Annotated in this window: 14 protein-coding genes; 8 read left to right on the forward strand and 6 right to left on the reverse strand. The window is 66.4% G+C overall.

Annotated features, from left to right (window positions below; genetic code table 11):
* Window positions 1-56: 56 nt before the first annotated feature.
* Both holA and ACXR2W_RS09405 read right to left on the reverse strand, forming a co-directional pair.
* Entirely contained in the window at window positions 57-1,058 is a 1,002-nt protein-coding gene (holA, locus tag ACXR2W_RS09400) for a DNA polymerase III subunit delta (protein ID WP_458812921.1), read from the reverse strand.
* Window positions 1,059-1,615: 557 nt separating this feature from the next.
* Complete coding sequence (locus ACXR2W_RS09405; protein ID WP_458812923.1) at window positions 1,616-2,134, reverse strand: TetR/AcrR family transcriptional regulator; 519 nt, start codon at window positions 2,132-2,134, stop codon at window positions 1,616-1,618.
* Between the two features lie 760 nt (window positions 2,135-2,894).
* Between ACXR2W_RS09405 and ACXR2W_RS09410 the strand changes: the two genes are divergently transcribed.
* Entirely contained in the window at window positions 2,895-3,536 is a 642-nt protein-coding gene (locus tag ACXR2W_RS09410; protein ID WP_458812925.1) for an NAD(P)-dependent oxidoreductase, read from the forward strand.
* A 799-nt stretch (window positions 3,537-4,335) separates the two neighbouring features.
* Here the strand turns inward: ACXR2W_RS09410 and ACXR2W_RS09415 are convergent.
* The 4 genes from ACXR2W_RS09415 to ACXR2W_RS09430 all read right to left on the reverse strand — a co-directional run bounded on the left by ACXR2W_RS09415 (window position 4,336) and on the right by ACXR2W_RS09430 (window position 12,010).
* The gene (locus tag ACXR2W_RS09415) at window positions 4,336-6,912 is read right to left on the reverse strand and encodes a ComEC/Rec2 family competence protein (protein ID WP_458812927.1); all 2,577 of its coding nucleotides are present in this window, start codon (window positions 6,910-6,912) and stop codon (window positions 4,336-4,338) included.
* Window positions 6,909-7,835 carry a ComEA family DNA-binding protein gene (locus tag ACXR2W_RS09420; protein WP_458812929.1) on the reverse strand — a complete coding sequence of 309 codons (927 nt, stop codon included), beginning with the start codon at window positions 7,833-7,835 and terminating at the stop codon, window positions 6,909-6,911. The genes ACXR2W_RS09415 and ACXR2W_RS09420 overlap by 4 nt, the downstream gene beginning before the upstream one ends.
* 206 nt (window positions 7,836-8,041) lie before the next feature.
* Complete coding sequence (gene leuS / locus ACXR2W_RS09425) at window positions 8,042-10,570, reverse strand: leucine--tRNA ligase (RefSeq protein WP_458812931.1); 2,529 nt, start codon at window positions 10,568-10,570, stop codon at window positions 8,042-8,044.
* 90 nt (window positions 10,571-10,660) lie between these two features.
* Entirely contained in the window at window positions 10,661-12,010 is a 1,350-nt protein-coding gene (locus ACXR2W_RS09430; RefSeq protein WP_458812933.1) for an anthranilate synthase component I family protein, read from the reverse strand.
* Window positions 12,011-12,054: 44 nt separating this feature from the next.
* Between ACXR2W_RS09430 and ACXR2W_RS09435 the strand changes: the two genes are divergently transcribed.
* From ACXR2W_RS09435 to ACXR2W_RS09465, 7 genes are all read left to right on the forward strand, one after another.
* Entirely contained in the window at window positions 12,055-12,963 is a 909-nt protein-coding gene (locus tag ACXR2W_RS09435) for an aminotransferase class IV (RefSeq protein ID WP_458812935.1), read from the forward strand.
* A gap of 464 nt (window positions 12,964-13,427) precedes the next feature.
* Window positions 13,428-14,870, forward strand: a complete 1,443-nt coding sequence (locus ACXR2W_RS09440) for a cytochrome ubiquinol oxidase subunit I (RefSeq protein ID WP_458812937.1) — start codon at window positions 13,428-13,430, stop codon at window positions 14,868-14,870.
* Between the two features lie 17 nt (window positions 14,871-14,887).
* Window positions 14,888-15,937 (forward strand): cytochrome d ubiquinol oxidase subunit II, encoded by a 1,050-nt coding sequence (gene cydB, locus ACXR2W_RS09445; protein WP_458812939.1) that lies wholly within the window; start codon window positions 14,888-14,890, stop codon window positions 15,935-15,937.
* 2 nt (window positions 15,938-15,939) lie between these two features.
* A complete protein-coding gene (cydD, locus tag ACXR2W_RS09450; RefSeq protein WP_458812941.1) occupies window positions 15,940-17,676 on the forward strand; it encodes a thiol reductant ABC exporter subunit CydD in 1,737 nt (578 codons plus the stop codon).
* Window positions 17,673-19,475, forward strand: coding sequence for a thiol reductant ABC exporter subunit CydC (gene cydC / locus ACXR2W_RS09455; RefSeq protein ID WP_458812943.1), 1,803 nt, complete (start codon window positions 17,673-17,675; stop codon window positions 19,473-19,475). Before cydD ends, cydC begins: the two co-directional genes overlap by 4 nt.
* On the forward strand, window positions 19,472-20,521 hold the full coding sequence (locus ACXR2W_RS09460; RefSeq protein ID WP_458812945.1) for an App1 family protein phosphatidate phosphatase: 1,050 nt from the start codon (window positions 19,472-19,474) through the stop codon (window positions 20,519-20,521). The genes cydC and ACXR2W_RS09460 overlap by 4 nt, the downstream gene beginning before the upstream one ends.
* Window positions 20,518-21,579 carry an FUSC family protein gene (locus tag ACXR2W_RS09465; RefSeq protein ID WP_458812947.1) on the forward strand — a complete coding sequence of 354 codons (1,062 nt, stop codon included), beginning with the start codon at window positions 20,518-20,520 and terminating at the stop codon, window positions 21,577-21,579. The genes ACXR2W_RS09460 and ACXR2W_RS09465 overlap by 4 nt, the downstream gene beginning before the upstream one ends.
* Window positions 21,580-21,581 lie beyond the last annotated feature (2 nt).

Genomic DNA, 21,581 nt, shown 5'->3' on the forward strand with positions numbered 1-21,581 from the left:
TGCCTGTGCGGTGCGCGTCACACCCGACGGCGTGGCGCAGGGCCCGGCGGGTGAGGTTAGGCCCGTCCGCGCCGCGCCACAAAGAGCACGTACTTCTCGAGGGCGAAGTGCGGGTCGCGGGTGCCGCCCTTCAGGAGCCACTCGGTCTCGGCGGCCAGGTCGATTGCCCTGGCCAGGTCTTCTTCACGCCAGCCACGCGTGTCTTTGATCGCTCGCTCGACCTGCCAGGGCGCCATGCTGAGCTCTTTAGCGAGCTGACCCGCTGAGCCGCGTGCTCCAAACACGCGCGCCATGCCGCGCACCTTCATGTTGAGCGCCGCCAACAGCGGAATCGGGTCGATGCCGCCCGCATACGCCTGCCTCAGTAACACGAGCGCCTCGGCCGCTCGGCCGCCCGTCGCAGCGTCTGCGACCTTAAAGCCGTTCGTCTCCACGCGACCTTCGGTGGCGCGGGTCACGTGGTCTTCGTTGAGGTCTTTGCCGCTCACCTCAACGAGCTGCGCGCACGCCCCAGCGAGCTCGCCGAGATCGCCCGCGTAGGCGGCGAGCAGTTGCCGCACGCCCCCCGGAGTGATGCGTGCGCCGAGTCTGCGAAACTCTGCCTGCGCGAACGCTGCCCGGTCTTGGTCCTTCTTCATCTCGGGGCAGGCGACTTCAATGCCCGCCCCGCCACGCACCAGGTCGAGCAACGCTTTGCCCCGCTGCCCGCCCGAGTGGCGCAGCACGAGGGTCGCATCGTCTGCCGGTTCGGTGACGTAGCGCCGCGCGTCTGCCAGGAAAGCGTCGGAGCAGCGCTCCACGTTCACCACGCGAATGAGGCGCGGCTCGGCGAACAGCGACGGGCTCGCGATCGTGAACAGCTCCCCGCCCGCATAGCTCGCAGCGTCGAGGTCGTGCAACTCGAGGTCACTGCGCTCACTCGCGAGCGTCTCGCGGATGGCCTGCACCGCGCGATCGGCGAGAAAGGTTTCGGGGCCGCTCACGAGCACGACCGGCGCGGGTCGCGCCTCGTGCCACGAAATTGCCGGTGTCTTGGTGCTTGCGCCTCGTGCTGCCACGCTTCAAGCCTACTCGTCTTGGGTGAGGCCACGCCCGCGGCTGGCCCAGATTCGAGGCAGTGCCGGATCAGGGTACGTGCCGGCGCCCGGGCACTTGCCTGCCGGCTCACCCTCACGCTCACCCTGGAGGAGCCCCGACGGTTTCGCCCACCGTGGAGTAGATGTTTGCGAGCCGGTCGTGTGCCCCATGGTGTGCCACCGGAATACCCAGCAAAGACAGCACAGAAGACGTCCGTGAGTACACGACGGTCACAGGATGAGATCGAGATACCACCGTCCACAAATGAATTGAAGATTTAATCGTCGAAGAGACGGAAGACATGAGCAACCTCAGAGTTCGATACGACTCCTGCCGGGCGGATTCACTGCCTCACGAATTCTCCAGCGCGCAGGGAGCACTCCACCAGTCGGCCTTCAGCTTTCCTGCGCAGACCTTGTTTGCTGCATCGTTCACTCATGGAGATCAGCAAAATCTCACGGTTCGGTTGTCCTCGTGAGCGCCTCAGCGCCCAATGGAAAGTGCACCTCGATAATTTATATCCAGGTTGATTCCGCAGTTACCTATCTGAGCCGAGAAGTGGCAGCCAGACGCTGTCGATGAGCTCAGCGAGTGCACTGTCGTCCAACTTTCCGGCGAAGAGTAACTCGTGTCGCACCAGCACCAACGGCAAGGACAGGACTCTCGGAGAAACAGGGCTCCGGGAGATCTCTCCACGCTCTCGCGCAGCATCTAGAATCAACATGAGTGAATCAAGCACCCACGACGTGGAGGTCGTGGTGAGCGTCTGAACTTGATCTGCAGGAATCTCGGCGAGCAGACCGCGCATTGTCTCAACGCCGACGCGCTCGAACCGATCCGAGAAATCGCGGCCGAGCGCAAGAATATCTTGGCGCAGGCTCCCGCTGCTCACGAACGGCTTATCTTTGATCGGCGAGTACTGCACCCACGCATCGAGCACCATGTGCGCGCGCGAGGCATACCGTCGATAGATCACAGGCTTTGAAGTTTGTGCACGCTTTGCAACTCCCTCAAACGTTAGGCCTGCATACGTGCCTTCTTCAAGCTCATCACGCACAGCCTGACGGATAGCTTCATCGAGTCGGATACCACGTCGTCGCGATACATTCTCCGACTTCCCTATCGCACTCATTTAAACCATCTCTCAAGATACGTTGCGCTCCCTCAAGAAGGAGCATACACTTCAACCCATAAGATACGATACGTACCGTATGTTATCAAATGAAAAGAGTGCAACAACATGTCGAGCAACTCCAAAAAGTCGCCCACCTCCTGGCCTCGTCGGCTCACGCCTCAGTGCGCGATTATTGCCGCTTTAGCCGCGGTGCCCTCTTGATGGCACCGCTGGTCAGCATGAATCCACGCGATCCCCCCTGCTGACGGAATGATCGCCTGGCAGATCTTGGGCTCCCAGATCGCGCTTGACGAGCGAGTCTCCCCTCGCCGCAGAGACCAAGTACTTTAACGAAGTTCCTCTTTCGCCGACAGTCACCGCACAGCTCTTCATGGCCGCGATTGGAGCACTCATTACCGGATTCAGCGCCGCATCCATCTTTTCTGCGCCCGTGCCCAACCCTTCCGTCGCTCTGGCAGCAATGGGTGCCCCCCTGGAACCCGCTTCAGTTGCTTGCGAATGGGGCTCGCGCACTCTTATTCCAAGGTGCAAGTAGGTGGAACGCAGCAACGCTCGGGCTCATTACCGCGACCGTGGGAACAACACTGGTCCTCACATCTGCATTTACTCCTTTTCTCTCCAAGAACTTCCCGGCACTCGCAAGTAAGCCATACCGTCCAGCAATTCAACAGAAGGAAATTCCGTGAAGATAGTAATCCTCGGTGCAACAGGAAATGTTGGCCAGGCCACCGTTCAGGCCGCCCTAGACGCGGGTCATACCGTCACTGCATATGTGCGCCGTCCAGAGGTTGTCCCCACTGCACCGGGGCTCACGGCGATTGGCGGATCGTTGGAGAATCTATCCAGCATGGCTCAGGCCTTTTCTGGTGCTGATGCCATCATCCATACCGCCGGTTCGCCGACAGGCCGATTCGCTCAGCTGACACTCCCGATCATCACCGCCGCAGCCCGTCAGGCCGATGTGGAGCGCTTCGTACTGGTGTCAGGCTTTGGAGTAGGAGACTCCAAAACTAAAGCTTCCTGGTTTGCACAGTCCATCTACAGCACCATGGTGAAGAAATTATTCAATGACAAAGCCCTCGCGGAAGCCGCCGTGTTGCCCAGTTTGAACATGAACTGGACTGCGGTCTACCCGGTGAACCTCAAATCTGGTCCTAAGTCACCAACTACAGTCAAGGCACTGGAGGAAGTCGCGAAAGTTCCTGGCCTCCCCACACTTACATATGCCAGCGTGGGTTCCGCCCTTGTCGAGATTGCCAGCGATAAATCATTGGACAAAAAGCAGCTCTTGGTCACAACCGAGGACGGCTGGCGCGGCATCTAGGTACCGACATCGTTCTCGGCACCCAGCGGGGGTGGTGTCAGGCTCTGACACCACCCCCGCGAGCGCTCCCGCACTACTGGTGTACTCGCGTGGGCTGGGCACCGTTCCAGACCTAGTACTGATCCATATAATTCAAGGCGACTGCAATCTACTGACAATGACTTACTTCATTTAACTCAGTTCAGGGATCAGCAAGTAGCTGCTAACGGGCCGCGTACGCTGCGCGCGCAGACGGCACTGACTCAAGCTGGCTCAGCCCGGGGTACTACTTGCCTGCTGGCTTTACTATGTGCGTCGATGGCGTAGCGGCGTCAGGTCAGAAGATGTCGTCTGTCTCTATGGCCAGTGCAAACTTTCCCTGGACGCCAGCCAGGGAGAATCTCGGTGGAGCATCAAAATCACCTTCAAACCCTTCGAGCTTCTCGTGCATGAGACCAGTCCTCGAAGACACCTGCATCTCCCAGCGCGAGAACGCTGCCGCGTCATCCGCCGGCAAGTTGTCGTCAACCCTGTCTTCTACACCTGGGCGTGGTAGATCGACTACGGCAGCCAGCCCCAGGCTTCGAAAGACTGGGCACTGAACGCAGCGCACCTGCCGTTCGTTGACCAGTCCGGTGACGCGAAGGAGGGTCGGGCCGTACGGTTGAAAGGCTCAGTCACTACCGACCGGTCGACGAAGAAGGCGCCGATCGGCGACCGTCTCACGGACGAAATTCGTTTCGACGTCAAGGACGGTGGAGCTGCCGTACCTTATTGCTGACCCTGCCTTGTTGCGCTCGGGCTGAAGCAGGCCGCACGGCTATTCGTCGCTGCGCGCGTTACCGCCGCGGCTGGCCCAGATTCGAGGCAGTGCCGGATCAAGGGGCGTGCCGGCGCCCGGGCGTTCGCCCGCGAGCACCGCGATCGATCCCAGTTCGTCAGTGCGCAGCACCCGAGTGCCCGCCGACGCGAGCGCGCTGAGCGTCGCGGGGGCCGGGTGGCCGTAGCTGTTGCCCGCCCCCGACGAGACGAGCGCCAGCGTGGCACCTACGGTCTCGTAAATGCCCTCCCGCTGGTCACGCGAACCATGGTGAGCCACCTTCACTGTGTCAGCCTGTAACAATGCTTCAATGCCCGCCCGGCGCATCGCATTAGCCAACATGGCCTGGGATTCTTCTCCCGTGTCTCCCAGTAGCAGCACGCTGCGCTCCCCCATTTCAGCGCGCATCACCAGGCTCGAGTCGTTAGCTGACGCGGGCGTGAGGAGGGGATCCGGAGCGAGCATGAACCAGTCAACACCCGCATGCGAGCCAGCCGCCCCCGCCCCAGTGACGCCCGTCGGCACGCCGTGCGCGGCAAGCCGCACGTGAAGCGGGCTGGCAGCGGCGTGATCGGCGGGCGCCTCGCTGTTGCGGGCCGCGGGCCCGATCAGCGCCGTCTCGGTGAGCGCGGCCACCGCATCGAGCGCGCCCGTGTGATCGAGATGATCGTGCGTGAGCACGAGCAGCGCAATGCGCGTGACCCCGAAAAGCCTGAGGCAGTCGCGCAGCAGCTTGTCATCGTCTCCGGTGTCGACGAGGACCGCTTCGCCGGGACGTGCGTCAGGCCCGCGCAAGAGCAGCGCGTCGCCCTGCCCCACATCGCACGCCACCACCACCCAATCGGCTGGTGTACCCGCCTGCTCGACGGCGGGTGCCACGAGGGTCGGCCCGACGAACACGCCAGCGGCACAGCCAGCTAGCACCGACACCCATCTGCGCAGCACCCGGGGACCAGGGATGTCGGGCTCCCAGGGGCGCCGCACCCGCATTTCGTGCCGGGTGAGACGGCCGGTCGCCAGCAGCCACGCCACGATCGCGAGGGCCTCCGCGACCGCGAGCAAGAGCGCGCCCGGCACACCCGTCACCCATTCCCAGCGGGCACCCGGCAGCCCCGCCGTGATGCGCGCCGTTTCTTCTACCCACCGCGCGGGCAGGCTCGCGAGCCACACGAGTGTGTGCGCCGCAGCGCCCGATACGGGGGCTGCAAGCAGCGCCAGCAGACCGAGCGCGGTGCCCGCTGGCGCCGCCGGGCCCGCCAGCACGTTCGCGAGAAGGCCCGCGGCGGGGATCCCGTCTTGCAGCAGCAACAGCAGCGGCCCGCAGGCGAGCTGCGCCGCGGCCGCGACCGCGAAGGGCAGCGCAACCCAAGCCGGGATGCGCGCTACGCGGCGCAGCGCCTCTGTGAAGGCGGGCGCGCACAGAATAATGCCGCCCGTCGCCACCACCGACAGCGCGAACCCGGGGTGCCAAGCCTGCCACGGATCAAGCACAAGCAACACCGCGATAGCAATGCCCAGGGCGGGGAGCGCAGTGGCCCGGTTGCCCCCAAAGTTCGACGCGAGCAACACAGCGCCCATGATCGCCGCGCGCTGTACACTCGCATCGGGGCCCACGACCACCACAAACCCGGCGAGCGCTAACCCCGCGACCACCGCCCGCAGACGCCGCCCAGCCCCCAGCCACGACAGCACCCAAATAGCCCCACTCGTGACGAGGGCACAGTTCGCACCCGAGACAGCGACAAGGTGAGTGAGTGAACTCGCCTGCATGTTGGCCTCAAGCTCGGGGCCCACGAGCGCCGTGTCTCCGACCGCGAAGCCCGGCACGAGCTCGGCGCCCGGCACACGCTCGGCCGCGGCTCGCAGTTGGAAGCGCAGCGTCGCCGCAATAAGCACCGGGCCGCGCGCCTCACTCACGGTGTAATACCCGGTGACGCGCACACCGTACGCGGCGCTCGATGTCGACTCGAGCGGCACAGGCTCCCCCACGACTATCAGCTCAGTGCCCGGCGCCCAGTGCGCGGCGTCTCTGGCGGTCACTTGATTGGACGTCGAGCTCTCGGAACCCCCTTGCCGAGGTTCGCTCTGTTCGGGCGCCCGGATTTGGGTGGCACGCTGCAGCCAGAGCACGACGGGCGTTCTGGTGGCTGCCGTGGCGTCAGCACGACCACCCCCGCCGCCGTACTCGAGCACCGTGGCGGGCACCCAGCCCGTGAGCTGCGCGAGCTCGCTGCCCGCTTCGAGCTGGGCGAAATCGGTCAGCTGCACTCGAAACTCGACTCGATCAGACGCTTCGATGGCGGCGTCGAGCACCGGCGCCACCCTGTGTATCTCAGCCACGCCAATGCGCGCGCCGGTCAAGAGCAGCAGTGCCGCGAGCACACCAGCGAAAGCGAGAAGCTGCGCGGCATGGTCCTTTGAGGTAAGCGCAGCAATAACCATGGCGGCCATGCCGATGCAGACTCCCACCACGATAAGCACCCACCAGCTGCCCGGTAGCACGATCGATCCCGCCGCGAGCGCCCACGTCGCGCCGGCCGGCGCAAGCACCCGCCACAGCCCCGGCGGTGACTTCACACTGTCACCCGGTCACGAAACCCCTCGAGAGTTTTCACCCCGATCCCCGAAACCTCGAGCAGTTGATCCACGCTCTGAAAGCCGCCGTTTTGTGTGCGCCAATCGATAATGCGCCCTGCGAGGGCCGGGCCCACGCGAGGTAGCGTCTCGAGCAGCGCCGCATCGGCCGTGTTGATGTTGACGAGGCTCGCGCTGCCCTGGGCACCTGAGCTGCCCTGGGGGCTTGCGCTCGCCGTTGCACCGGCGTCGCCCGCCGCCCCAGCACCGGCGTCAGCGCCTGCGTCAGCGCCTGCACTCGCGGCGGCTGCCATGGCCTCGAGCGCCTCGGCGTCTGGCACCAGCAACTGTTCGCCGTCAGCCACGACACGCGCCAGGTTGACCCCCGCAAGCACTGCCTCCTCTGTGGGGCCGCCGGCGGCGTCAATCGCGTCTTGCACGCGCGCGCCTGCCCGCAGCTTCACGACCCCGGGAGTGCCGACCGCCCCTACGACGTGTACGTAGACCTCGCCTACGACGCTCGTGCTTGTATCGGCACTCGAGTCACTCCCAGCAGACGACGCGGCCGACGCGGGCGACTCAAACGCTCCCTGCGCTGCCGCATCTTCTAATGCCTGCGTCGTCGAATCAGGTGCGGGTCTCTCACCCGGCAGCTGCGCCCCAAGTGAACCAGCGACTGCAATACCAATAGTCGCCACCACGGCCACCACAAACACGGCCACCCCCGCGAGCACCGGGGCGCGCACCGCCCGCACGAGACGTATGCGCAGTGATAGACCGGGCGCTCGCTCGAACGCCTCGGTGTCTGCGGCCGCCCGCGCGTCGCTGGCGCTGCCACGGGAGCCAGCACCCAGAGTTCTCCGTGCACCGGCAGCTCCGACTCGCGAACGCCAGCGCTCGCTCGACAGCACGTCTTCGGGGAGCAACTGCGGCGGCTCCTGCCGAGCGTGAGCTGGGCGCGACCTGGGGCACATACCCGCACCGTACTTCGCCCCGGCCTACGTCGCCAGATGATTCACGCAGGTGTGCATAACTCGCCAAATATACCCCGCTAAGAGGGGCTGTGGACGACTCGGGCCGGGCGCTCCCCTGTCTTAGAGGAGCGCCCGGCCCGAGTCACCAGAATGCCGTGTTACGCGGCGGGCTTCGTGACGATGCTCACGATCTTCGGCACGCGCACCACGACCTTGACGATCTCGCGATCACCAATCGCCTGCTGCACGGCGTCGCTTGCACGTGCTGCCGCCTCAGCCTCGGCCTCGGTCACCGAAGCGGGCAGCGTCAGCCGGTCGCGCACCTTCTTGTCGACCTGCACAACCATCGTTACCTCGTCTTCGACGAGCAGCGCCGGGTCTGCCTTCGGCCAGGTGGCAAGCGCCACGGTCGGCTCATGCCCGAGCTTGGCCCACATGTCTTCGGCCGCGTAGGGCGCAAACAGCGACAGGATCATTGCGATCGCTTCAGCCGACTCGCGTACGGCCGGGTCGGCGACACCGCACCCCGAGTCGATCGCCTTGCGGGTAAAGTTCACCTGATCCATGAGGCGGGCAACCACGACGTTGAACTTGTACTGTTCGGTGAGCGTGGGGGCGTCAGCCAGCAACTGGTGCGTGTGCTTGCGCAGTGCCTTATCGCTGCCCGCGAAGTCGACGCCCGCGGGTGCGCCGCCTGACTGCACGTCGTCGGCGATGCGCCACGCGCGTGCCAAGAACTTCGCCGAGCCCTGCACCGACACGTCGGCCCAGTCAATGTCGTCCTCGGGCGGGCCCGCGAACGCGAGCGTCACGCGCAGCGCGTCTGCGCCGTGCGCCTGCAGCTCAGACGCAAACTCGACCAGGTTGCCCTTTGATTTCGACATCTTCGCGCCGTCGAGCAGCACCATGCCCTGGTTGAGCATGTCCATGAACGGCTCTTCAAAGTCGACGTAGCCGAGGTCGAACAGCACCTTCGTGATGAAGCGCGAGTAGAGCAGGTGCAAGATCGCGTGCTCGACGCCGCCCACATACTGATCGATGGGGCCCCACTTCTTGGCCGACGCGGGGTCAAACGGCTGCGAGCTATCTTGCGCTGACAGGTAGCGCAAGAAGTACCACGAGCTGTCGACGAACGTGTCCATCGTGTCGGCGTCGCGGGTCCAGGCGACGCCCTCTTCGTCGGTGACGTTCGCCCATTCGTGGGCCGCTCCGAGCGGCGACGAGCCCTTCGGCTTCAGGTCGAGCCCCTCGGTCGACGGCAGCTCAACCGGCAGCGCCGCGGTGTCAACCGGGCGCATCGCACCCTCGTTGTCGCCGGTACCGTGCAGAATCGGAATGGGGGTGCCCCAGTAGCGCTGGCGCGAGATCAGCCAGTCGCGCAGGCGGTAGTTGGTCGTGGCACGGCCGGTGCCGCGCGCCTCGAGCACTTCAACAGCCTTGGCAATAGCCTCGGTCTTACCCAAGCCGTCGAGCTCACCCGAGTTGACGAGCACGCCGTCACCCGAGGTCGCAACGCCACTCTCGGACGGATCGGGTAGCGCCGCACCGTCTTCGTCACGCACGTCAACAACCACACGCACGGGCAGGTCGAACTTCAGCGCAAAGTCGAGGTCGCGCTGGTCATGCGCGGGCACGGCCATGATCGCACCGTGACCGTAGTCAGCGAGCACGTAATCGGCGGCCCACACGGGAATGCGCTCGCCGTTCACGGGGTTCACCGCGAAGTGGTCGAGAAACACGCCCGTCTTTTCGCGCTCGGTGCTCTGGCGCTCAATCTCAGTCTGCTTCTGCGTCGCGGCCAGGTACTCCTGAAAAGCTTCGCGCGACTCAGCCGAGGCTCCTGCGGCAAGCTCAGCGGCCAGATCAGAGTCGGGGGCCACGACCATAAAGGTGGCGCCGTGCAGGGTGTCGGGGCGCGTCGTGAACACGGGCACCTTTGCCTCACGGCCCTCAATCTCAAACTCAACCTCGGCTCCGCGCGAGCGGCCGATCCAGTTGCGCTGCATATTGAGCACCTTCGAGGGCCAGCGGCCCTCGAGCTGATCGAGATCGTCGAGCAGGCGATCCGCGTAGTCGGTGATGCGGAAGTACCACTGCGTCAGCTTCTTCTTCACGACCATTGCGCCCGAGCGCTCTGACGTGCCGTCGGCGAGCACCTGCTCGTTCGCGAGCACGGTCTGGTCTACCGGGTCCCAGTTGACCCAGCTCGCCTTGCGGTAGGCGAGACCCTTCTCGTACATCTTCAGGAAGATCCACTGGTTCCACTTGTAGTACTCAGGATCGCTCGTGTGCAGCACACGGCTCCAGTCGAACGACGGCGCGTAGATGCGGAACGACGCCTTCTGCTGCGCAATGTTCTCGTAGGTCCACTGGCGCGGGTCGATGCCACGCTTAATCGCGGCGTTCTCGGCGGGCAGCCCAAACGAGTCCCAGCCGATCGGGTGCAGCACGTCATAGCCCTGGCCGCGCCAGTAGCGCGCCATCACGTCACCGAAGCAGAACGCCTCAGCGTGCCCCATATGCAGGTCACCCGAGGGGTACGGGAACATGTCGAGCACGTACTTGGTGGGGCGATCCGTCGCCTCGTTTGTGACCTCAAACGGCTTCAGCTCGTCCCAGACCGGTAGCCACCGATCCTGAATTGTCTTGAAGTCGTAGCCTTCGGCTTCACGCCCCTGCTCAGTCACACACACCTCGATCTTGTTCGCAAGAGTCCGCTCAAGCGGACATACACCCGTCAAGGATACCGCGACCTGGGCAGCTGCATGAACGCGCGGCTACGCGAGCGCAGCAAGGATCGAAGCCGCCTTCAGATCTTTCTCGGCGCGCTCAGATTCAGCGTCAGAATCGGCCGTCACTCCCCCACCCGCGCCCACGAGCGCGCGCTGCCTCGGCGCGAGAAGCCCGCGCAGTTCGACCCCGCGAATCGTCATCGCAAGCTCAGCATCACCCCCGTCGTCAAACCAGCCAAAGCAGCCCGAGTACAGCCCGCGCGGCCCGGCCTCGAGCACCGCCAGTAGTTCGACGGCGCGCCGCTTCGGCGCCCCCGTCATCGACCCGCCCGGAAAACACGCTTCGACCGCGTCGACCGCGCTCCTACCCGTCGCGAGGCGACCCTCGACCGAGCTCACCAGTTGGTGCACGTGGGGGTGCTCCTCGACCTGGAGAAACGCGCGCACGCCCACTGATCCGGCGTCGCACACGCGGCTGAGATCGTTGCGCATCAGGTCGACGATCATCAGATTCTCGGCCCGCTCCTTGGGGTCGTGAGCGAGCTCGGCCGCGAGCACCCGGTCGCTTAGGGCGTCGTGACCGCGGGGCCTTGTCCCCTTGATAGGGTGCGTCGCGACGCAGCGACCCCGCACGCTCAAGAACCGCTCGGGGCTCGCGCTCACGAGCGCGCGATCGCCCGCGACGATCACGCCGCCGCGGGTCGCGGTTCCCGTCGCCCGCAGGCGCGCGTAAATATCTACCGGGTCGAACCGGCCCTCGCTCGTCGCGGTGTCGGTGAGGCACAGCACATAGGCGTCGCCCGCCGCGATCGAGCGCTGGCATGCGGTGACCTGCGCGGCATAGTCGGCTCCGGATCGCCGCCAGCGTGCAGCGGCCTGCGCCGGGCCGGGCGCTGCGCCCCGAGCGGTGTCGCGCTCGCCCCGAGCGGCACGCTCGAGGGTGCCCTCGTGCCGGGCGAGCCAGTCGTCGATCGCTTCGGCCGTGTCGGCGCGCAGCTCGACGCTGGAGCCTGTGAGCGCGAGCACCACGTCGAGCCGCAGCGCGAACGCGGGGGGCGCGTCGTCGATTGCAGGGGTGATGCCCATGAGCGCGACGCCCATTTCGTAGCCGAGCGCCGCCACCCAGCCGGAGTGAAAGGCCCCCTCGCCGCCGGTTGCCGCCCGCGAACGTGCCTCCCCAAGCCTCGTCAGAAACTCGCGTTCTCGCCCGGGCTGGGCGTTCATCACGTGGTCGGTCACGCCGAAATAGCTGACACCGGGCTCACCCGGTGCGGGCGCTGCGCCGTCGAGCCAACACCACGCCTCGCCTGTCGCCGCGAGGGCGCGCGCGAGCGCTTCGGCGTCAAACTGACCGGGGATGATTCGCCGCGTACCGCGTGCGACTGATTTCTGCACCACCCCAGCGTAGTCGGGGTGAAGCACACTGGTACGCTCGCAGTATGACCGCGTCGTCGCCAGAGCACGATTCTCTCGGCACCCCTGCCGCCCGTTCGCTCGTCGTCGCAGATTCCTTTCGTGCGCGTCTGCGCGGCGGCACCGCCGAGGTGCGCGGGTTTTCGCTGCACCTCGCCCGATTCCGTAACGCGGTATTGACCGCGTCTGCCGAGTTTGCTGAGCACGCGCACAAAGGCGGGTCACCCGCGAGCCACACCATCACCGAAGACGAGATCGACGAGTTTCTAGTGTCGGCCCGCACGCACATCGCCGAACACCTCATGGAACAGGCCGTGCGCACGCACCCCGCGCGCGCCGTCGGCAGTTTTCCCCGGCTCGAACTCTGGGACTACTCGGTAGGGTCACCGCAGAGCGGCGCGCGCAGGGCGCTCGACCTGGCGCTTGAACTGCGCCCGCTCCCAGAGATCCGGAGCACGATTGAGGTCACGTCGGTCGAACGCCGGGGCGCAGTGACCCACCCGCACCGCAAGGGCCCCAACATTGAGCTGTATGCGTCGCTGATGCGGCAGGCCGGGGGCGAGGTGTTGCTCGTCGAGCCGGGTGATGGCGCGCCCGCTGGGCCGATCTCGCAGCAGCAGATCATTGAGGGCACCACGACGAGCCTCGTGTGGTGGGACAAGACGGGCGCGGGCTTCACATCGGCCTCGCACGAGCGGGTGCCCTCGGTCGCCGAGGCGATCGTGTCGGCGATTGCCTCGCGGCTCGGCACCCCGCTGAAGCCGGGGCACACGACGCCTGCCGAACTTGCGTCGCTCGAGGTGTGGGCCGTGAATGCCCTGCACGGCATTCGCCCGGTCATCGCGATCGACGGCGTGCAGATGCCGATCGTGTCGGCGCGGTTCACCGAGTTTCGCGACCTCTTCGATCAGACGTGGGAGCCGGTGCTCGCGTAGCGCCTTGGCGCCGGTAGTGATGTGTAGTCGCTGTCATGGATTTGCACTAGTGCAGGAGATCCGCACTCGCGCAGGATCGAATGCAGGTTTCAGTCCTGCAGGAGTGCAGATCTCCTGTAGGAGTGCAAATTGCATGCGGGGTGCCGACCGCCACGGCGCCTCGCGTCCCAAACTCCACGGCCCAGAGCACTTCGAGCCAGCAGTTTCTCTTGGCGTCGAAATAGTTCTCGCTCGGCATCGAAATATTTCTAGTTTGGCATCAAGATAAAAGTCTCTCGACGTCGAAGCGAAGTCGCCTCTGACCTGGTAATTCAATAGAATTTGGGGGCCGAACCACCGGTCGGCGCTCCGGCGAGAATGACATCTCGTAGCGGATCTCACTAAGGGAGTGACCGGATCCCTTACGTGGATCCTGCCGTGCAGCAGTTTGCACAGCGCGCGTTCCCTGCACTGTGGAGCAACATATGATCGAGCAACTCGACCCGCTGGCCCTTGCGCGCTGGCAATTTGGCCTCACCACGCTGTACCACTTCATCTTCGTGCCCCTCACCGTGGGCATGGCCCTGCTGGTCGCCATTTTGCAGACCACGTGGGTCAAGACGGGCAACGCGAAGTACCTGCGCCTCACGAAGCTGTTTGGCAAGATGTTTCTCATCAACTTTGCGATGGGCGTCGTCACCGGCATCGTGCAGGAGTTTCAGTTCGGCATGAACTGGTCAAACTACTCACGCTTCGTCGGCGACATTTTTGGCGCCCCGCTCGCAATGGAGGGCCTCATCGCCTTCTTCTTCGAGGCGACCTTCATAGGCCTGTGGATCTTTGGCTGGGACAAGCTACCCAAGAAGGTGCACGCCGCCACCATCTGGTGCGTCTGGATCGGCAGCGTACTCTCGGCCTACTTCATTCTCGCCGCCAACGCGTTCATGCAAAACCCGGTCGGCTACGAGCTGAACCCCGAGAAGGGTCGCGCCGAGCTCACCGACATTGGCGCGGTGCTGCTCAACCCCGTCGCCCTCACCCAGTTTCCGCACACCATCTTCGCCGCCGTCATGTTCGCCGGCACCGTCATGGTGGCCGTCGCGGCGTGGCACTTGAAGCGCAACCAGTTCGTCGACGAAATGCGCACGACGCTGCGATTTGGCGCGGTCGCCAACATTCTCGCGTTTATCGGCGTGGGGCTGTCGGGTCACTCCCTCGGCGTGGTGATGAGCGAAACGCAGCCCATGAAGATGGCGGCCGCCGAAGCGATGTACGACACCGTCTCGGGCCGAGACGCCTCGTTCTCGCTGTTCAGCCTCGGCACCCCCGACGGCGCACACGAAATCTTCTCGGTGCGCATCCCGTACCTCGCATCGGTGCTCGCCACGAACTCCTTCGACGGCACCGTCGAGGGGATCCGTGACCTGCAGGCCGACTACACGGCCATGTACTGCGGCAGCCCCGACTCGCTGCTCACCTGCCCCACCGACGGGCAGTTCGCCCCCATCATTTGGGTCACCTACTGGGCGTTTCGCTGGATGATCGGCCTGGGCGCCATTGCCGCACTCGTGTCGCTCGTGGGCCTCTGGATCACCCGCAAGAACACGCAGCTGCCCACCTGGGTGTGGCGCGTCGCCATCTGGACGGCCCCGCTGCCCATGCTCGCGTCGCTCGTCGGCTGGGTCTTCACCGAGATGGGCCGCCAGCCCTGGATCGTGTTTGGGGTGATGACCACTGAACAGGGGGTCTCACCGGGCGTACCCGCCTGGGCGGTGCTCGTGTCGCTGTCGGTGTTCACCCTCGTCTATGGCGCGCTCGCCGTCGTCGAGTTCAAACTGCTCGCGAAGGCCGCCAAGGAGGGGCCGCCCGAGATCGCTGATGACGCCAACGGCGAGCCCGATCACCAGTCCCTCGCGACGGTCTACTAGAACGGACATCACACACCATGGAACTCACAACCGTATGGTTTCTGATCGTCGGCGTCTTCTTGATCGGGTACTTCGTGCTCGACGGCTTCGACTTTGGCGTGGGCATGGCCCTGCCCTTTCTCGGTAAAGACAACACCGACCGCCGCATGATCATCAACACGATCGGCCCGGTCTGGGATCTCAACGAGACCTGGCTGATCGTCGCGGGCGCCGCGATCTTCGCCGCGTTCCCCGAGTGGTACGCCACGATGTTCTCGGGCTTCTACCTCGCTCTGCTGCTCATTCTCGTCGCGCTCATTTTGCGTGGCGTCTCGTTCGAATACCGCCACCAGGGCAAGGGCGAAGCGTGGACGAAGTGGTTTGACCGGTTCATCTTCTGGGGCTCCGTGCTGCCGCCGTTTCTCTGGGGCGTCGCGTTCGCAAACCTCGCCCAGGGCGTGCCCATCGCACCGATGGAGCGCGGCGGCTGGATCTACGAGGGCACGCTCTTCACGCTGCTGAACCCCTACGGTCTGCTCGGCGGCCTCGCGATGCTTTTGCTCTGCTTCACCCACGGGCTCGTGTTCATCGCGCTCAAAACGACCGGCAAGATGCGCGATGACGCACGCGCGCTCGCCGCCAAGGCGGGCATCGCCACGATCATCGTGGGCGCCGCCTTCCTCGCGTGGACGATCATGCAGCACGCTTCGAGCGACACCGCATGGCTCATCATCTTCACATCGGCGGTCGCCGCGGTCGCCCTCATCGCCGCCTGGCTCGCCAACCTCGGCGGCCGCGAGGGATGGGCGTTCACGGGCAACACCGTCGCGATCACATTCGTGCTGCTCGCGATCTTCATGGCGCTGTTTCCCAACGTCATGCACTCGAGCATTGACCCGACCTACTCGATGTCAATCGCGGGCGCCGCAAGCTCCCAGAAGACGCTCGAACTGATGACCTGGACGGCCGCGTTCACTATGCCGCTCGTCATCGCCTACCAGGCATGGACCTACTGGATCTTCCGCAAGCGCCTTTCGCGCGCGCAGATCCCAGCCGACACCGCGCCCACCCCCGTCGCGGCCGCCTGAGCATGAAGCCACTCGATCCGCGCCTCCTCCGCCACGCCTCCGCCGCGCGCCGCGTCCTCGCGCTCGGCGGGGGCTTCGGCCTCGTACGCACGCTCGCGACCGTCGCCTGGTGCTGGCTGCTCGCGCACGCGCTCACCGCGGCGCTGCTGCCCCTCCTGGGCGGGGCGGGGGGCGGCGCGGGTCGCATCGGTGAGAATGCTCCGGATCCGGGCCAGCTGCCCTGGCTCCTCGCAGGTGCCGCGGCCGCGTTCACCGTGCGCGCCGCCGCCGGCTGGGCGATGGACGTGTCGGCGGCCCGCGGCGCCGTACGCGCGAAGGCACAGCTGCGGGCAGCCGCACTCGACGCACTCGACGCGGCAGCCCAGGGCTCGGGCCCGAGCACCCCTGCGGCAGACACCACCACGGTGCTCGGCCGCGGCCTCGACGCCCTCGACGGTTACTTCTCGGGCTACCTACCGCAACTGATCCTCACCGCCATCGCCACCCCCGTGCTCGTCGCCGCGATCTTCGCCGCAGACCCGGTCAGCGGTGTCACTGTGCTCATCGTCTTTCCCATCATCCCCCTCTTCATGGTGCTCATCGGGCTCGCCACCAAGCAGGTGCAAGACCGGCAATGGGCCCAGCTGCGCAGGCTCTCGGGCTCCTTTCTCGACGCCGTCGAGGGGCTGTCGACGCTCAAGATTTTTCGCCGCGAGCACCGGCAGGCCGCACGTATCGCCCGCGAAGCAGACGACTACCGCGGCCGCACCATGAAGGTGCTGCGCGTCACATTTCTCTCGGGGTTCGTACTCGATCTCGCCGGCACCTTCTCGATCGCCCTCGTCGCCGTGACCGTGGGCACGAGGCTCGTCGACGGCGCGTTTCCGCTCGCGCTGGGCCTCTTCGTGCTGCTGCTCGTGCCCGAGGCGTTCATTCCCATTCGACAGGTCGGCGCAGCCTTTCACGCCTCCACCGAGGGGCTGGCCGCCGTGGCAGACGTCTTTGGCACGATGGATGCTGCGACTCGCAGGCTCGCGCAGCATGACGGAGGGAGTCAGCGCGAGGTTACTCCCTCCCCGGTCATCCTGCGCGAGGCCACCCCCTCCCCTGTCATCCTGCGCGAGGAACGAGTCGCAGGATCCACCCCCGCCCTCTTAGTGCGCGACCTCGTCGTCACCCGCGGCGGCCACGCCGTGTCTGGCCCCGTCTCGCTCAGCGTCGCCCCCGGCGAAATCGTGGCCCTTGCGGGCCCCTCGGGCGCCGGTAAGTCGAGCCTCATCGCTGCCGTACTCGGATTCGCGAGTTACACCTCGGGCTCCCTCGAACGCCCCGCCACCGTATCGTGGGTGGGCCAGCGGCCCGACCTCGCCCGGGGCACCGTCGCCCACAACGTGGCGCTGGGTGAGGCTAGGCCTGATCCGGAACTCGTGCAGCGCGCGCTCGCCGCCGCACAGCTTGCCGAGCTCGCCCCGAGTACCGAGCTCGGAGCGTTAGGCGCGGGCCTTTCGGGCGGGCAGGCGCAGCGCGTGGCGATCGCCCGCGGGCTCTACCGCGCGTGGGCCAGATCGGCCCCGCTCCTCATGCTCGACGAACCGACCTCGGCGCTCGACGCAGACACCGAGGCGCGCGTGATGCGTGCGCTGCGCGCCGAGGCCGCGGCGGGCCGGGCCGTGCTCGTTGTAAGCCACCGGCCCGCCGTGCTCGCCGCGGCCGATAGCGTCGTGACCATTGACGCTCAGATACAGGAGGTCGCCCAGTGAGCGCTCACGCCACCACCCCCGAGGCGCGCCGCGTGATTGCGCGTGCGCTACCGCCACGCCCCGCGGCACTCGCAGGCAACGCCTGGGGCGTGCTGGCAGATGCCTGCGTCGTAGGGCTTCTGGGCCTCAGCATGTGGCTCATTGTGAGCGCTGCCGAGCAGCCACCCATTCTGCACCTGACCTTTGCGATCGTGGGGGTGCGCGCGCTCGCGATCGGCCGGGCCGCGCTGCGCTACGTGCACCGGCTCGCGACGCACGACGCCGCGCTCGCCCAGCTGGCCCCGCTGCGCGCCGCCACCTTTGATTCCCTCGTACCGCGCGTGCCCGGGGCGCTGCCCACGAGCCGCCGCGGCGAACTCCTCGCAGCGTTCGTTGACGACGTCGACCAGCTGCAAGACGAACCGCTGCGCGTGCGCGGGCCGCTGATCACGAGCAGCATCGTTGTTGTGCTGTCACTCGTGGTTGTCGCCCTCATCGCCCCGATCGCGGCCCTTGTGCTCGCGCTCGCGCTCGCTATCTCGGGAGCACTCGCCGTGTGGCTCGCCGCCCGCACGTCGGGCGAATACGATCGCGCGCTCGCGGCCGCACGCGCCCGGCTCAGCGATGCGCTGCTCGAACGCTTCACCCGCTCAGAAACGCTCGCGGCCTTTGACGCGCTCGGGCAATCGCGCGAGACGATTCACGCGGCTGAGGCCGAGCTGGCACGCATTCAGCTGGGGCGGGCGGCAGGCGCGGGGCGCACGGGCGCGATCCTCGCGGTGGGCGCGGGCACTGCGACCCTCGCGACGCTCGTGGCGGTTTCTCCCGGCGGCGTCGGTGCGGGAGTTGCTGGAGCTGCGGGTCTGTCTGCGCCGCTCATCGCGGCCGTCACCGTGCTGCCCGCCGCTGTTTTCGAGATCTTCGCACAGGTACCCGCCGCGCTCGTGGCCGCGCGGGCCGTGCGCGCGAGCGCCGAGCGCGTGGCGCGGCTCACCGAGGGGGCCGTACCGCCCGAGGTGCCGGTCGAGCTCAGCTCGCCGGTCGAGCCGGGGGCGCCGGTCGAGCCGGGGGCGCCGGACGAGCCGGGGGCGCCGGACGAGCCGGGGGCGCCTGCGCCGGCGGATCCGGAGCTTGCTGCAGCGCCCAACACAGACACCACCGGCACAGACACGACCATCGAGCTACGCGACGTCGCGGTGCGGCATGCGGGCACCTCGGCCGACGCCGTAGCGGGTGTCTCATTGACGCTGCGGCCGGGCGAGACGCTCGTCGTGACGGGCGAGAGCGGGGCCGGCAAGAGCACACTGGCGCTCGCGCTCACCCGATTTCTCGCGTACGAGGGTTCGTATCTATTGGGCGGCGTCGAAGCAGCAGACCTGCCGATCGCGGCGGTGCGCCGGGTCGTGGGGCTGTGCGAACAGCAGCCGCACCTCTTCGACACCGACCTGCGACAAAATCTGAAGTTTGCGCGCGACACCGCGACCGACGAGGAGCTGTGGGCGGTGCTCGCGCGCGTGGGACTCGACAAGTGGGCGGCCTCACGCGGTGGCCTTGATGCGTGGATTGGCGAGCGCGGTGCGCTCGTGTCGGGCGGCCAGGCGCAGCGCATCGCGCTCGCGCGCGTGCTGCTCGCAGACTTCGCAGTGGTAGTGCTCGACGAACCCACGGCGGGCGTCGACGCCCCGCTCGCCGATCGCTTGCTGCGCGACCTGCTGGGCGCGCTGCCCCCAGACCGGTCGGTGTTGCTGATCACGCACACCGAGGTGCCCGCCGAGCTGCCAGGCTCACGGTTGGTTCTTGCGCGTAGACTAGCTGGGTGACATTGAACGCTTCGCCCGATTCTCGACCCCGCTTCGCGGCACGCCTCGAAGATTGGGTGCACGCGCGCCGAGCCAAGCGAGCGGTCGCCAAGGGCAAGACTCCGTCGGTGATTCCGTACATTGGGTACGGCACCACCGAGTGGGTGCGCGTGCTGGGTCGAGTGCTCTACCTGCGCCCCGAGAGCCGCGAGCACACCCGGTTTCGGCCAGACGTCGCCGCCGTGTCGCGCGTGCGCGGATGGCGCACGTTTACGAGCCTGTCGGTGCCGCACCAGCCCGTGCAGGTGCTCATTGACGGCGTACACGTGGCCGAAGTGGTCGCCGACCGCGGTGGCGTGATCGATTCGATCGTGCCCGTTTCGCTTGCGGCAGGCTGGCACACGGTAACCCTGCAGGCGGGCGACAGCGAGGCCGCCGACGCCCCCGTCAAGATCGTCGACCCGCGTGCGCAGCTCGGGGTGATCTCTGACGTGGACGACACGATTCTCATCACGGCACTCCCCAAGCCCTTCGTGGCGGCCTGGAACAGCTTTGTGCTCGACGAGCACGCGCGCAGCGCAACGCCCGGCATGGCCGTAATGCTCGACCACATCACCGCGCACCACCCCGGCAGCCCCGTCGTCTACCTCTCTACCGGCGCCTGGAACGCGGCGCCCGCCCTGAGCCGGTTTCTCGCCCGCAACCTGTACCCGATGGGCCCGCTGCTGCTCACCGACTGGGGCCCCACCCACGACCGCTGGTTTCGCAGCGGCCAAGAGCACAAACGCCGCGAACTGCAGCGCATTGCGCGCGAATTTCCTGACATGCGCTGGATCCTCATCGGTGACGACGGCCAAAACGACGAGCGGCTGTACCACGAGTTTGCCCGCGAGCATCCCGAGAATGTCGCCGCCGTCCTCATTAGGCAGCTGTCGATCGGCGAGGCGGTGCTCGCGGGCGGGCGCTCGAAGGCGCGCGTCAACCGCAGCACGAGCGGTGTGCCCTGGGTTTACGGCCCCGACGGCGCCACCCTGCGCGAGGAGCTGAGAAAGCTCAACCTGCTGTGACCGGCCCGGTCACGCGGCCCTGGCGCCGGTTCGAACGCGACCTCACCGGGCGGTTCACCGTTAAGGTGCGGCCCTCGTGGTTTCAGCTACTCAAGGGAGCGGCCGCGTCGATTCTGACCTGGTTTGTGTGCGGTGCAATCTTCACCGAACAGCTGCCCATCTTTGGGGCGATCGCCGCTCTCTTGGTGATGCAAGATAACGTCGATCAGTCGCTCACGAAGGGTATCGAGCGCGTCATCGGCGTGCTCATCGGGGTGTCTGTCGCGATCGGCGCCGGATCCCTGTTTGGGAACCAGCCCTGGCTCTTCATTGCCGCGATTCCCGCGGCCATGGCGGTGGGCTGGCTACTACGCATGACGCCCTCCTCCGCAAACCAGATCGCGATCAGCGCGCTGCTCATGATCGCGCTCGGCGGTTTGCAGCTGCACTACGGGGTGGAGCGGCTCGTCGAGACCGCCATTGGCGCGGCGATCGGCGTGCTCATCAATGCGCTCGTGATCGCCCCCGTGCGCAATTCGTCGGTGCACGAAGCGATTGTGTTGCTCACCGACGACGCCGCACTCGTACTCGAAGAGATCGCCGACGGGCTCACGACCCCGCGTGACTCAGCGTGGCTCGCCCAGATGCTCGCCGACGCTCGCGCGCTGCAGTCCGAGCGTACCCGCGTGCACCAGTTGCTACGACAGGCGCGCGAGAGTCTGAGGTTTAATCCGCGCAGCCGCCGCTACCGCGAGGCGCTCGCCGAAGACGACGACCAGTTTCAACGGTTGCAGCCGATCGTGACGCAGGTGATTGGCATGGCGCGGGCGCTCAGCGACCTATACTCCCCCGACCTGGCCACAGACCCCACGGTCACTGGCATGGCCGATGAGATGCGCCGGGCCGCTCACGATCTCACGCGGCTCGCGCACGCGACCGAGGGTGAGCCTGTCGAGCCGCCCGCACTCACGGCGCCGTACACGATCCCCCGGCCAAGCCTCACACACTGGGTGCTGGTGGGCTCACTGATGGAGGATCTGCGGCGCGTGCGGGGCCGGATCACGGGCGAACTCGACTAGCT

Source organism: Leucobacter faecis, assembly GCF_054456695.2.